Consider the following 12,720-nt stretch of genomic DNA (forward strand, 5'->3'; position numbering starts at 1 on the left):
CCCGGACCCCCTTCGCCGGGGCAGGAACAGAGCGAAAGGCGGAGAGGGTGCTTGTATTCACGCATGAGGATTGCGCGCGGCATGTGACGCCACCGGGCCACCCTGAAAGGGTGGAACGGTTGGCGGCGGTGGAGCGCGGGCTGGCGGGGCTGGCCGTAACGCGGCGCGATTGCCCGATGGGCGAAGAGGCCGAGGTGTTGCGCTGTCATCCTGCGGCCTATTTGGCCAAGGTGCGGCGCGCGGTGCCGCAGGCGGGGTTTGTGGCCCTGGATGGTGACACGATCTTGTCGCCCGGTTCGCTGGATGCCGCGCTGCGCGCGGTTGGGGGCATCTGCGCGGCGGTGGATGCGGTGATGACTGGTGAGGCGAAGGCGGCTTTCGTGGCCGGACGGCCACCGGGGCATCATGCGGAAACGGGCACGGCGATGGGGTTCTGCCTGTTCGGGACGGTGGCGATTGCAGCGAAGCGGTTGCTGGACCATCACGGATTGAAGCGCGTGGCGGTGGTGGATTTCGACGTGCACCATGGGAACGGCACACAGGATTTGCTGTGGGACGAGGCGCGGGTTCTGTTCGCATCAACCCATGAGATGCCGCTTTATCCCGGCACAGGCAGCGCGCAGGAGCGGGGCGCGCATGGGCAGATCGTAAACCATCCTTTGCGGGCAGGATCGGGGGGCGCAGCTATGCGCGCGGCCTATGACGGCGTGATCCTGCCGGCGCTGGAGGCATTTGCCCCGGAATTCGTGCTGATCTCGGCCGGGTTTGATGCCCATGCGGCCGATCCCTTGGCCAATCTGGAGTGGCAGGCGGAGGATTTTGCCTGGCTGACCGGGCGGCTGTGCGACGTGGCGGGGCGGCATGCGGGGGGGAGGGTCGTCTCGACACTGGAAGGTGGATATGATCTTGAGGCGCTTGCGGCTTCGGTCGCGGCGCATGTGGGCGTTTTGGAGGAGCGGAGCAGATGACGGCGAAGGCTGTGTCCGAGATGAGTTTCGAAGAGGCGATGGCCGCGCTGGAGCAGGTGGTGAACCAGCTTGAGCGGGGTGAGGTGGCGCTGGAGGAATCCATCGCGCTGTATGAGCGGGGCGCGGCGCTGAAGGCGCATTGTGCGGCCAAGCTGAAGGCGGCGGAAGAGAAGGTGGAACTGATCCGCGCACAGGAAGGCCGGGCCACCGGGACGACGCCGGCGGAGGGGATGTGAGCTTTGCGGCCATACTGACGCGGGATGCTGCGGCCATCGAGGCGCGGTTGATGGCGGCGCTGGAGGGCCGGGCTGATGTGCCCGTGGTAGAGGCGATGCGCTATGCGCTGCGCGGGGGCAAGCGGCTGCGCGGGTTTCTGGTTCTGGAAGGCGCGCGGATGCACGGGCTGACGGACGCGCAGGCGATCAGCGCGGCGGCAGCGGTCGAGGCGCTGCATGCCTATTCTCTGGTGCATGATGATCTGCCCTGCATGGATGATGATGACCTGCGGCGCGGGCAGCCCACGGTGCATGTGAAATGGGATGAGGCGACGGCGGTGCTGGCCGGGGATGCGTTGCAGACGCTGGCCTTTGAATTGCTGGCCGATCCGGCGCTTGGGTCCGGGGATGTGCGGATCGCACTGGTGGCCGGGCTGGCGCGGGCGAGCGGGGCCGAGGGCATGGTGCTGGGACAGGCGCTGGACATTGCCGCCGAAACGGCGACCGCGCCGCTGACTTTGGCGCAGATAACCGAATTGCAGGCGGGCAAGACCGGGGCGCTGATCCGGTGGTCGGCGGAAGCGGGGGCGGTGATTGCAGGGGCGGACCCTGCGCCGCTGCGGGCCTATGCCGAAAAGCTGGGTCTGGCGTTTCAGATCTGGGATGATGTGCTGGATGTGGAAGGCGATGTGGCCAAAACTGGCAAGCGGCTGCACAAGGATGCCGATGCGGGAAAGGCGACCTTTGTTTCGCTGCTGGGGCTGGACGCGGCAAAAGCGCGCGCGGGGGCTTTGATCGACGCGGCAGCGGACCATCTTGGCGTTTATGGCGACCGGGCGGCGAACTTGATTGCCTGTGCGCGCTTCGTTATCAGCCGCGAAAGCTGACCTCTTGCATGGCCCGCTGGAGGGCAGAATGACCGACAGACCCAAGACCCCGCTGCTGGACCGGGTGAGCACTCCTGCAGACCTGAAGTCACTCAATGACCGTGAATTGCGGCAGGTGGCGGATGAGTTGCGTGCCGAGACGATCAGCGCGGTGTCGCAGACGGGCGGGCATCTGGGGGCCGGGCTGGGCGTGGTAGAATTGACGGTGGCGATCCATGCCGTCTTTGACACGCCGCGCGACAAGCTGATCTGGGATGTGGGGCATCAATGCTATCCGCACAAGATTCTGACCGGGCGGCGGGACCGTATCCGCACCTTGCGGACAGAGGGCGGGCTGTCGGGATTCACCAAACGCAGCGAGTCGCCCTATGATCCGTTCGGGGCGGCGCATTCGTCGACCTCGATCAGTGCGGCGCTGGGGTTTGCGGCGGCGCGCGATCTGGGTGGCGATCCGGGTGATGCGATTGCGGTGATTGGTGACGGATCGATGAGCGCGGGCATGGCGTTCGAGGCGATGAACAATGCAGGCCATCTGAAGAAGCGGCTGTTCGTGATCCTGAACGACAATGAGATGTCTATTGCGCCGCCGGTGGGGGCGCTTTCCTCATATCTGTCGCGGCTCTATGCCGAGGCACCGTTTCAGGATCTGAAGGCGGCGGCGAAGAACGCGGTCAGCCTGTTGCCTGGCCCGTTTCAGGAGGGCGCGCGACGGGCCAAGGAGATGCTGAAAGGCATGGCCGTGGGTGGCACGCTGTTCGAGGAGTTGGGGTTTTCCTATCTGGGGCCCATCGACGGGCATGATCTGGATCAGTTGCTGGCGGTGCTGCGCACAGTGAAGGCGCGGGCGACGGGGCCGATGCTGATTCATGTGCTGACAAAAAAGGGCAAGGGCTATGCCCCGGCCGAGGCGGCGCGCGACAGGGGCCATGCGACGGGCAAGTTCGATGTGCTGACCGGGGTGCAGGCGAAGGCAGTGTCGAACGCGCCGAGCTATACCAAGGTGTTTGCCCAGAGCCTGATTGCCGAAGCCGAGCGGGATGAGAAGATCGTGGCCGTTACGGCGGCGATGCCGGATGGCACGGGGCTGAACCTGTTTGCGGATCGCTTTCCCCGGCGCTGTTTTGATGTGGGGATCGCAGAACAGCATGCGGTGACGTTCAGCGCGGGGTTGGCGGCGGGGGGGATGAAGCCGTTCTGTGCGATCTATTCCACCTTCCTGCAGCGTGGTTATGATCAGGTGGTGCATGACGTGGCGATCCAGCGGTTGCCCGTGCGCTTTGCCATTGATCGGGCGGGGCTGGTGGGGGCGGATGGCGCCACCCATGCGGGCAGTTTCGACGTGGCCTTCCTTGCCAATCTGCCGGGCATCGTGGTGATGGCGGCGGCGGATGAGGCGGAGCTGGTACATATGGTGGCGACCGCTGTGGCACATGACGACGGGCCGATTGCGTTTCGTTTTCCGCGCGGGGATGGTGTGGGCTGTGACATGCCCACACGCGGCGTGCCGCTGGAAATCGGCAAGGGACGGGTCATCCGCGAAGGGGCGCGGGCGGCGATCCTGTCCTTCGGCACACGACTGGCCGAGGTGCTGAAGGCGGCAGAAGCGCTGGCCCAGCGCGGGATTGCGCCGACGGTGATTGATGCGCGGTTCGCCAAGCCGCTGGACCGGGATCTGATCCTGAACGCGGCCCGCCACCATGAGGCGCTGATTACGGTGGAAGAGGGCGCGGTGGGCGGCTTTGGCAGCCATGTGGCGCAGTTGCTGGCCGATGAGGGCGTGTTCGACCGGGGGCTGAAGTTCCGCAGCATGGTGCTGCCCGACATATTCATCGATCAGGCCAGCCCGGAGCGGATGTATCAAGTCGCCGGAATGGATGCGGCGCAGATCGAGGCGAAGGTTTTGCAGGCGCTGGGGGTGGCGGTGGTGGGGAAACGGGCCTGACGGCCCGGATCCCCTGCCCTTTCAGCCGCGTTCGGCAAGCTTCCGTTCCAGCCCTTCGATCCGGGCCATCAGTTCGGCATGACGTTCGGCAGCGTGGTCGGGTTTATCAGCCTCGGCCGCTTCTTGCATGGCGTTGACCACAAGGCCGACCAGCAAGTTGATCACCGCGAAGGTGGTCACCAGAATGAAGCCGATGAAGAAGATCCAGGAATAGGGATAAACCTCCATCACCGGGCGGACAACGGCATCAGCCCAGCCCTCCAGCGTCATCACCTGAAACAGCGTCAGCGCGGTGGCACCAAGATCACCGAAACGGTCGGGGAAGCTGACCCCGAAAAGTTTGGTCGCCATGACGGCCGAGACGTAGAACAGGATCAGTGTCAGCAACAGGACCGACCCCATCCCCGGCAGGGCGCGGAGGAAGCCTTCGACCACGCGGCGCAGGCTGGGGGCTATGGAGATGACGCGCAGCACCCGCAACACCCGCAGCGCCCGCAGGACGGACAGGCCGCCGCTTGCAGGCAGCAGGGCCACGCCGACGACCGCCAGATCAAAGACGTTCCAGCCTGACCGGAAAAAGCGCCCGCCCAGCGCGAACAGCTTTAGCACCAGTTCAGCGATGAAGATGGCGAGGCAGAGACGATCAAGGAACAGGATCGTTCCGCCTGCCGCGGCCATGATCGGCTTTGACGTCTCCAGTCCAAGGATGACGGCGTTGAACAGGATCACCGCAAGGATGAAGCGGGTGACGACGGGACGGTCGAGAAATTCGGCAACTTGGGAACGCAGGGCAGTCATCTTTTCTTACCTTTGTGAATCGCTACGCCCGGCCTTTGCGGGCCGGGCGCGGTGTTGATTCAGGATATCTTCACTCGGCCGGTTTCACCAGATCGGCCTTTGGCTGATCCTTGGTCTTCCAGAGCGAGAAGACCACGCCTGCCGTGAGGATCGCGAAGGTGATGCCCAGCGACCAGCTCGGCGGGAACTTTTCCCAACCCATCAGATCGGCGATGAAGATCTTGGACCCGATAAAGACCAGAAGCAGCGACAGCGCGTATTTCAGATAGGCGAAGCGGTGCAGGATGGCCGCCAGCGCGAAGTAGAGGGCGCGCAGGCCGAGGATCGCGAAGATGTTCGAGGTGTAGACGATGTAGGGGTCGGTGGTGATGGTGAACACTGCCGGCACCGAATCCACCGCAAAGACCAGATCGGCGATTTCGATCAGGATCAGAGCGATGAAGAGCGGCGTGGCCCAACGCACCATCTTGCCCCCGGGATCGGGCTTGTTGACGAAGAAGTTGTTGCCGTGCAGTTCATCCGTCACGCGGAAGCGGCGCTTGATGAATTTCAGGACCGGGTTGTTGGCGATGTTGTGGTCGGATTCGCCCACGAACATCATCTTGATGCCGGTGAAGATCAGGAAGACCGCGAAGACATAGAGCACCCAGCTGTAGGACGCGACGATGGTTGCCCCCAGCCCGATCATGATACCGCGCAGGATGATCACGCCGAGGATACCCCAGAACAGCACGCGGTGCTGATAGGCACGGGGCACGGCGAAGAAGGCGAAGATCAGCGCGATGACAAAGACGTTGTCCATCGCGAGCGTTTTTTCGACGACGAAGGCCGTCAGATAGTGGGCGGTCGGCTCCCATCCCATCTGCCAATAGACGAAGCCCGAAAAGGCGAGGCCGAGGGTGATGTACATCGCGGAAAGCTTGAGGCTTTCGGCGACGCCGATTTCGTGATCGCCGTCCTTGTGCAGAACGCCGAGGTCGAAGGCGAGCAGCGCCACGACCAGTGTGATGAAGAGCAGCCACATCCATAGCGGCTTGCCCAGAAACAGAAGAACGAGAAATTCCATGCCCATTGACCTTTCGAGACACAAATTCAACGCGTCTGGAGGTCAGCCAATCACCGGTCCGGGCATGACATCGAGACGCACTCGATGCGGTCCGACATGGCGCTGTTAAGCGTCAGAGGGGCCCGGCCCGCTGGCAGAAGGTGGGTATGGGAATGATCGATTCAACCCCTGCATCGGGGAAAAAATCACGGGCGCGTGATTTGGACTGAGGGTGCCCCCCTTCCGGCTTGGGCGGGCGCGGGGGCGCGATCAGGTTTCCAACGCGAGCAGTGCGGCAAGGCCCTGGCGATAGGTGGGATGCAGAAGGGTGATGCCGAGATCGGATTTGATCCGGTCATTCCGGACGCGCTTGCTTTCGGCATAGAAGCTGCGCGCCATCGGGGTGAGGTCGGCCTGATCATAGGGGATGGCCGGGGGCAGCGGCAGGCCGAGCAGTTCCGCCGCATGGGCGATCACGTCTTCGGGCGGGGCGGGATCGTCATCGCAGAGGTTGTAGACGGAACCCGGACGGGGGTGCTGCATCGAGGCGGCCAGAACCTGTGCGATGTCATCGACATGAATGCGGCTGAAGACCTGACCGGGCTTGATGATGCGGCGGGCGGTCCCGTCGCGGACCTTTTCGAAAGGGCCGCGACCGGGGCCATAGATGCCCGCGAGGCGGAAGATGTGCACCGGCAGGCCGAGGTCGCCCCAAGCGGTTTCGGCGGCCACACGGGCCTGACCGCGCGGGGTGGCGGGGGTGAGGGGGGTATCCTCACTCACCCAGCCGCCCTGATGATCGCCGTAGACGGCTGTGGTGGAGAGATAGCCCACCCATTCCGGGCGGGCGGCGTGGAGTTCGGCCGCATGGTCGCGCAGGATGGGATCACCCGACGCATCCGGGGCGACGGAGGTGAGGATATGACTGGCGCGGGCGAGGGCCGGGGCGAGCGTGCCGGGCAGGAGTAGAGGTTCGACGCCTTCGGCCGCGAATGCGCGGGCCCGGTCGGCGCTGCGGGTGGTGCCGATGACCACCCAGCCTTGCGGAATGAGAAGGCGGGCGAGGGCCTGCGCGGAATAGCCGTGGCCAATGGAAAGAAGCGTTTTCATGGGGCGACTATTTCGCGGCAGACAGCCCTGCGCAAGCTGTTGCAAAGCCTTCACTTGCGGAAGCCCCCCCCTTTCGGATTAGATGCGTGATCAAATTACGAGTAGCGAAAGAAAAAAGAACAAAGACATGACCGACGAAGCCCATCCGATTTTGACCCCCGACACGATGGAACCCGAAGCGTTCCTTGATCCCATTGCCGCTGTTGACCGGCTGGAAGAGCTGTATTTTTCCGCGACGGCCTTTCTGTCGCAGCATTTCACGAAAGCCGTGACGGGGCAGAAGCCCGCATCGCGCATCCGCGCCTATTACCCCGAAATCCGGCTGACCACGACGAGCCATGTGAAGACCGACTCGCGCCTGTCCTTTGGTCATGTGGCGGAGCCGGGCACCTATTCCACCACGGTCACGCGGCCGGACCTGTTTCGCAACTACCTGATCCAGCAGATCGAGCTTCTGGTGCGCCATCATGGCCAGCCGGTGCTGATCGGCCCGTCGGAAACGCCGATTCCAGTGCATTTCGCGGTGGCCGGGAACCCCAAAGTTTCTGTCCCGCAGGAAGGCGTGCTGGAGTTTTCGCTGCGCGACGTGTTCGATGTGCCGGACCTGGCCACCACGAATGATGACATCGTGAACGGCACGCGACAGGTGCATGCCGATGGATCGCGCCCGCTGGCCCCGTTCACCGCACAGCGTGTGGATTATTCGCTGGCCCGGCTGGTGCATTACACCGCAACGGATGCGGCGCATTTCCAGAACCATGTGTTGTTCACCAACTATCAGTTCTATGTCGATGAGTTTGAGGCCTATGCCCGTGAGGTGCTGGCCGATCCGGCATCGGGCTATACGGCCTTTGTCGCGCCCGGCAATCAGGTGATCGAGACGCCCGATGGCGCCCTGCATCAGCCCACCAAGATGCCGCAAATGCCGACCTATCACCTGAAGCGGGCGGATGGTCAGGGGATCACGCTGGTCAATATCGGCGTCGGCCCGTCCAATGCCAAGACCGCGACCGACCATATCGCCGTGCTGCGCCCGCATGCATGGTTGATGGTGGGCCATTGCGCGGGGTTGCGGAATTCCCAGAGCCTTGGCGATTTCGTGCTGGCCCATGCCTATCTGCGCGAAGATCATGTGCTGGACGACGACCTGCCCATCTGGGTGCCGATTCCTGCGCTGGCCGAGATCCAGATCGCGCTGGAAGACGCAGTGGAAGAGGTGACCCAGCTTGAGGGGTATGAGCTGAAGCGCATCATGCGGACGGGAACGGTCGCCACCATCGACAACCGCAACTGGGAATTGCGTGATCAGTCCGGCCCGGTGCAGCGCCTGTCGCAATCGCGGGCCATCGCGCTGGATATGGAAAGCGCCACCATCGCGGCGAACGGGTTCCGGTTCCGGGTGCCCTATGGCACGCTTTTGTGTGTGTCCGACAAGCCGCTGCATGGTGAGTTGAAGCTGCCCGGCATGGCATCGGAATTCTACAAGACACAGGTCGCGCGGCATTTGCAGATCGGGGTTCGTGCAATGGAGATGTTGCGCGCCATGCCGATCGAACGCATCCACAGCAGAAAGTTGCGCAGCTTTGACGAAACCGCGTTTCTCTGACCGTGACGGCATGTTTCCGCCATGCCACCCTGCGTAAAGCGGCGGGAACGGGCAGAATGCGCTTGATTTGTTCGGTAAAACAGATTTTAGCGACGCAAGTCACTTCAAGGACAGGGACAGCCCCGCCTGATATCGGGACCAGTAACGAAGGAACATCACATGACCAAACCGATGACCAAGACCCAGCTTGTAGCCGCTCTCGCCGACCAGATGGGTTCGGACAAGAAAACCGCCGGCGCAGCTTTGGATGCGATTGCCGCAGTGGTGGCAACGGAAGTGGCCGCCGGTGGTGCCGTGACGCTGCCGGGTCTGGGCAAGGTCGTTTGCCGCGCACGGCCCGAGCGTCAGGTGCGCAACCCGGCGACCGGCGAAACCGTGACCAAGCCCGCTGACAAGCAGGTGAAGTTCTCGATCGCCAAGGCGCTGAAGGACAGCGTCAACGCCTGACCTGCGGCCTGATGGCCAAGGCAATGGGCCGCCCCGAAACGGGCGGCCTTTCTTTTTGGGACGCTGACAATGGATCTGCGCGCGCTTTTGATGGGCCTCCTCTTTGCCCTGATGTGGTCATCGGCTTTCGCCACGGCCCGCATCATCGTGGCCGATGCCGCGCCGCTGGCCACGCTTGCCGCACGCTTCCTGATTTCGGGCCTTCTCGCCGTGGGCGTCGCGCTGGTGCTGGGCGCGCGCCTCACCCTCACCCGCGCGCAATGGCGTTCTGTCGCGGCCTTCGGCCTTTTGCAGAACGCGGCCTATCTCGGCCTCAACTTCATCGCCTTGCAATGGGTTGAGGCGTCGCTCGCCGTCATCATCGCCGCCTCCATGCCGCTGATGGTCGCCGCCCTGTCTTGGGCCTTCCGGGGCGAACGTCTTCCCGCCCTCGGCCTTGCGGGGCTGGCCGCCGGGTTTGCGGGCGTCGCCCTTATCATGGGAACCCGCCTGTCCGGCGGGGCCGACCCGCTGGGCACCGCGCTTTGCATCCTCGGCGCGCTGGCGCTGGCTGTGGCCACCCTCACCCTGCGCTCCGCCTCCGGCGCGCAGGGCGGGCTCGGCTCGCTCCTGCTGATTGTTGGCCTGCAGATGCTGGCTGGCTCTGCCGCGCTGGCCGTCATCGCCGCCCTGACGGAACCCTTCCGCCTGACGCCGACCCTGCCGCTCGCGCTCGCCTTCACCTACCAGATCTTTATCCCAGGCCTAGCCGCCACGCTGATCTGGTTTGCCCTTGTTCGCCGTATCGGCCCCACTCGCGCGGCGACCTACCACTTCCTCAACCCGGCCTTCGGGACGGCCATCGCGGCGCTTTTGCTGAACGAAACGCTTCGCCTGACCGACATCCTTGGCGCGGCTATTGTCGCCGCAGGCATTCTCGCCGTGCAGCTGTCGCGCCGCGTCCCCTGACCTGCCCTAACCATTCTCTTCCGCCATCACCTTGCGGAACGCCGCCCGCGCCGCCCCTCGCGCCACCCAGTCGCGGATCGCGGGGTCCTCGGCCTGCATGTCGCGGAACCAGTGCCAGGGGGACTGGATCAAGATATCCGCCGCACTGAACCGCTCGCCCAGCAGCCATGGCCCACGCGCCAAAGCCGCCGAAATCCGCGCCTCCATCTCCTCTATCCCGCGATAGGTCGCCGTCAGCCACGGATGCGTCAGCCCCGCTGCCTTGTGAATCATCACGGGCTCCATCACCGACCCGTACCAGAACAGCCAAGTCAGATAGGCGCCCCGATCTGCGTCTCCTGGCAACGGTGCCATCTGCCCTTCGGGAAACATGTCGGTCAGCAGCAGCATGACCGCTCCCGTCTCTGTCACCACAGCCCCAGTCTCGTCCACCAGCGCCGGTACCTTCCCTTCGGGATGCGGATTGCCCGGATCGCGCGCCCCACGCCCGTCCTGACGCGGGATGTCGACGATCCGCAGATCAACGACATCCGCCACCCCCATCTCTTCCAGCAGCACCCTCACCCGCGTTCCCCGGCTTAGCGGGGCGTGAAACAGCGTCAGCATCGGCGTTCTCCTTTGGCTTTTCCGATGGCTCGATTATGCTCTGCCCCTCCTGTCAATTTCCGTCAGCAGCCCGTGCCCCGCTCCGATCGCCTTTTCCGCCTTCTCCATGCTTTGCGCACCCTGCCTGCGCCCGTCACCGCCGAACGGCTGGCCGACGAAACCGGCGTCTCGCTCCGGTCTCTCTATCGCGATATTGCGGCGCTGCGCGCGGGCGGCGCCTTGATCGACGGCGCCGCAGGCTTCGGCTACACCCTGACCGAAGACCCAGCCCTTCCGCCCCAGATGTTTACCCGGTTAGAGGTGGAGGCTCTGACCCTCGCCCTTGCCGAACTGCGCCATATCGGCGACCCCACTCTGGCCGCCGCAGCGAAATCGGCTCAGGCCAAGATCATCGCCACCCTGCCTGAACGGGTGCAGCGGCAGGCCCTTCATGCCGTGCAGGAAACCTACCGCTTTGAGAAACGCCCGCCCTCTCCCCATCTTGCCACCCTGCGCGAGGCGTCATGGGACGAAGCCGAGCTTCGCATCACCTATCACGACAAGGATGGCCGGCAGACCGAGCGGCCCGTCTGGCCGCTGTCCATCGTCTTTCTGGACCGGACGCTGATGCTTTTGGCGTGGTGCACGCTGCGGCAGGATTTCCGCCGCTTCGACCTTGCGCGCATTGGCACGGCCACCCGGACGGGCAACAGCTATCGCCCCCGCCGCGTGCCGCTTTTGCGCGAATTCCACGCCCGCCTGCGGGGCGGTGGGACAGGCGGCTAGATCAGCCGATCGCCCCGCGCAACCCGCCGGTCTGACCGCGATCCAAAAGCAGATGGTCCAGCAGCACGCAGGCCATCATCGCCTCGCCCACCGGGACGGCGCGGATGCCGACGCAGGGGTCGTGGCGGCCCTTGGTGATGAGGTCGATCTCTTCGCCCTTGGCGTTGATCGTGCGGCGGGGGGTCAGGATCGATGAGGTGGGTTTCACCGCAAAACGGCAGATGACCGGCTGCCCGGTAGAGATGCCGCCAAGGATACCGCCTGCGTGGTTGGACAGGAATTCCGGACCATCCGGCCCCATGCGGATTTCATCGGCGTTCTCTACCCCGGTCAGCGCGGCCGAAGCCATCCCATCGCCGATTTCCACAGCCTTGACGGCGTTGATCGACATCATGGCAGAGGCGAGGTCGCTGTCGAGCTTGCCATAGAGCGGCGCGCCAAGGCCGGAGGGGACGCCTTCGGCCACCACTTCGATCACAGCGCCCACGGAATTGTGCGACTTGCGCAGGTCATCCAGATAGTCCGCCCAATCGGCAGCGGCGACGGGATCGGGGCACCAGAAGGGGTTGCGATCCACCTCGGCCAGATCGAGACGGGTGCGGTCGATGCCGCGCGGGCCCATTTGCACCATATAGCCCGCGATACGCAGGCCGGGGGCCAGCCGCGCCAGAACGGCGCGCGCAACAGCGCCCGCAGCCACCCGCGCCGCGGTTTCCCGCGCGCTGGACCGGCCACCGCCGCGATAATCGCGCAGGCCGTATTTCTGATGATAGGTGATGTCGGCATGGCCGGGGCGGAAAGCCTGCGCGATATCGCCGTAATCCTTGGACCGCTGGTCGGTGTTTTCGATCATCAGCTGGATCGGAGTGCCGGTCGTGACGCCTTCGAACACGCCCGACAGGATGCGCACCTCATCGGGTTCCTTGCGTTGGGTGGTGAACTTGTTCTGGCCCGGCTTGCGCTTGTCCATCCAGGGCTGAATGTCAGCCTCCGACAGGGCAATGCCGGGGGGCACGCCATCAACCGTGCAGCCCAGCGCTGGGCCATGGCTTTCGCCCCAGGTGGTGACCCGGAAGATATGGCCGAAGGTGTTGAAGGACATGCCTGGCTGCTCCGTCTGATCCGGGTTCGTCCATAGGCCAATCGAACGCAACGCGCAAAGCCCTTTCACCTTGGCAGAAATACCCTTGCAGCCTTGCCACCCTGCGCTGCGCGCAAACGGAGCTGACCAATTCCCCCTTGCACCTGCCGGACCTTTGCCTATCTTGGCCGATACCTCGGGGTGCCTGGTGACAGGCTGAGATGCGAAAGCGGACCCGTTGAACCTGAACCGGATCATACCGGCGGAGGGAAGGTGCATGGAATCCTCCATCCCCGACCTGT

At 64.4% G+C, this 12,720-nt stretch carries 13 protein-coding genes and 1 riboswitch; of the genes, 8 read left to right on the top strand and 5 right to left on the bottom strand.

Features of this window, described 5'->3' with window-relative positions; translation table 11 throughout:
* Positions 1–47 precede the first annotated feature (47 nt).
* The 4 genes from RSE12_01030 to dxs are packed head-to-tail and all read left to right on the top strand — an operon-like array spanning position 48 to position 4,012.
* A complete protein-coding gene (locus RSE12_01030; protein ID WRH62946.1) occupies positions 48–968 on the top strand; it encodes a histone deacetylase family protein in 921 nt (306 codons plus the stop codon).
* Positions 965–1,204, top strand: coding sequence for an exodeoxyribonuclease VII small subunit (locus tag RSE12_01035; GenBank protein ID WRH62947.1), 240 nt, complete (start codon positions 965–967; stop codon positions 1,202–1,204). Before RSE12_01030 ends, RSE12_01035 begins: the two co-directional genes overlap by 4 nt.
* A complete protein-coding gene (locus tag RSE12_01040; protein WRH62948.1) occupies positions 1,201–2,070 on the top strand; it encodes a polyprenyl synthetase family protein in 870 nt (289 codons plus the stop codon). Before RSE12_01035 ends, RSE12_01040 begins: the two co-directional genes overlap by 4 nt.
* A 28-nt stretch (positions 2,071–2,098) precedes the next feature.
* Positions 2,099–4,012: a 1-deoxy-D-xylulose-5-phosphate synthase gene (gene dxs, locus RSE12_01045; GenBank protein WRH62949.1), complete on the top strand. Its 1,914-nt coding sequence runs from the start codon at positions 2,099–2,101 to the stop codon at positions 4,010–4,012.
* Between the two features lie 21 nt (positions 4,013–4,033).
* On the opposite strand, the gene RSE12_01050 is transcribed toward dxs, so the two are convergent.
* The 3 genes from RSE12_01050 to RSE12_01060 all read right to left on the bottom strand — a co-directional run bounded on the left by RSE12_01050 (position 4,034) and on the right by RSE12_01060 (position 6,965).
* Positions 4,034–4,810, bottom strand: a complete 777-nt coding sequence (locus RSE12_01050) for an ion transporter (protein ID WRH62950.1) — start codon at positions 4,808–4,810, stop codon at positions 4,034–4,036.
* A gap of 70 nt (positions 4,811–4,880) precedes the next feature.
* Positions 4,881–5,876: a TerC family protein gene (locus RSE12_01055; protein WRH62951.1), complete on the bottom strand. Its 996-nt coding sequence runs from the start codon at positions 5,874–5,876 to the stop codon at positions 4,881–4,883.
* 249 nt (positions 5,877–6,125) lie between these two features.
* Positions 6,126–6,965, bottom strand: a complete 840-nt coding sequence (locus RSE12_01060; protein ID WRH62952.1) for an SDR family oxidoreductase — start codon at positions 6,963–6,965, stop codon at positions 6,126–6,128.
* Between the two features lie 127 nt (positions 6,966–7,092).
* Here RSE12_01060 and RSE12_01065 point away from each other — a divergent pair, with 127 nt between their 5' ends.
* From RSE12_01065 to RSE12_01075, 3 genes are all read left to right on the top strand, one after another.
* The gene (locus RSE12_01065) at positions 7,093–8,571 is read left to right on the top strand and encodes an AMP nucleosidase (protein WRH62953.1); all 1,479 of its coding nucleotides are present in this window, start codon (positions 7,093–7,095) and stop codon (positions 8,569–8,571) included.
* Positions 8,572–8,730: 159 nt separating this feature from the next.
* Positions 8,731–9,018, top strand: a complete 288-nt coding sequence (locus RSE12_01070; protein WRH62954.1) for an HU family DNA-binding protein — start codon at positions 8,731–8,733, stop codon at positions 9,016–9,018.
* Between the two features lie 69 nt (positions 9,019–9,087).
* Positions 9,088–9,966 carry a DMT family transporter gene (locus tag RSE12_01075; protein ID WRH62955.1) on the top strand — a complete coding sequence of 293 codons (879 nt, stop codon included), beginning with the start codon at positions 9,088–9,090 and terminating at the stop codon, positions 9,964–9,966.
* Positions 9,967–9,972: 6 nt separating this feature from the next.
* Here the strand turns inward: RSE12_01075 and RSE12_01080 are convergent, their stop codons facing one another.
* On the bottom strand, positions 9,973–10,572 hold the full coding sequence (locus tag RSE12_01080; GenBank protein ID WRH62956.1) for a glutathione S-transferase family protein: 600 nt from the start codon (positions 10,570–10,572) through the stop codon (positions 9,973–9,975).
* Between the two features lie 72 nt (positions 10,573–10,644).
* On the opposite strand from RSE12_01080, the gene RSE12_01085 reads away from it, so the two are divergent.
* Positions 10,645–11,337, top strand: coding sequence for a YafY family protein (locus RSE12_01085; protein ID WRH62957.1), 693 nt, complete (start codon positions 10,645–10,647; stop codon positions 11,335–11,337).
* A 1-nt stretch (position 11,338) separates the two neighbouring features.
* On the opposite strand, the gene aroC is transcribed toward RSE12_01085, so the two are convergent.
* The gene (gene aroC, locus RSE12_01090) at positions 11,339–12,439 is read right to left on the bottom strand and encodes a chorismate synthase (GenBank protein ID WRH62958.1); all 1,101 of its coding nucleotides are present in this window, start codon (positions 12,437–12,439) and stop codon (positions 11,339–11,341) included.
* Positions 12,440–12,605: 166 nt separating this feature from the next.
* A riboswitch (TPP riboswitch) is annotated at positions 12,606–12,706 on the top strand.
* The last annotated feature ends 14 nt before the right edge of the window (positions 12,707–12,720 follow it).

The sequence above is a fragment of the Fuscovulum sp. genome, from assembly GCA_035192965.1.
Taxonomy (GTDB): Bacteria; Pseudomonadota; Alphaproteobacteria; order Rhodobacterales; family Rhodobacteraceae; genus Paragemmobacter.

What these genes read in the sequence shown, in the direction of transcription:
- RSE12_01035 (WRH62947.1), top strand. Translation starts at nt 965, where the DNA reads ATGACGGCGAAGGCTGTGTCCGAGATGAGTTTCGAAGAGGCGATGGCC.
- dxs (WRH62949.1), top strand. Translation starts at nt 2,099, where the DNA reads ATGACCGACAGACCCAAGACCCCGCTGCTGGACCGGGTGAGCACTCCT.
- RSE12_01050 (WRH62950.1), bottom strand. Translation starts at nt 4,810, where the DNA reads ATGACTGCCCTGCGTTCCCAAGTTGCCGAATTTCTCGACCGTCCCGTC.
- RSE12_01055 (WRH62951.1), bottom strand. Translation starts at nt 5,876, where the DNA reads ATGGAATTTCTCGTTCTTCTGTTTCTGGGCAAGCCGCTATGGATGTGG.
- RSE12_01060 (WRH62952.1), bottom strand. Translation starts at nt 6,965, where the DNA reads ATGAAAACGCTTCTTTCCATTGGCCACGGCTATTCCGCGCAGGCCCTC.
- RSE12_01065 (WRH62953.1), top strand. Translation starts at nt 7,093, where the DNA reads ATGACCGACGAAGCCCATCCGATTTTGACCCCCGACACGATGGAACCC.
- RSE12_01070 (WRH62954.1), top strand. Translation starts at nt 8,731, where the DNA reads ATGACCAAACCGATGACCAAGACCCAGCTTGTAGCCGCTCTCGCCGAC.
- RSE12_01075 (WRH62955.1), top strand. Translation starts at nt 9,088, where the DNA reads ATGGATCTGCGCGCGCTTTTGATGGGCCTCCTCTTTGCCCTGATGTGG.
- RSE12_01080 (WRH62956.1), bottom strand. Translation starts at nt 10,572, where the DNA reads ATGCTGACGCTGTTTCACGCCCCGCTAAGCCGGGGAACGCGGGTGAGG.
- aroC (WRH62958.1), bottom strand. Translation starts at nt 12,439, where the DNA reads ATGTCCTTCAACACCTTCGGCCATATCTTCCGGGTCACCACCTGGGGC.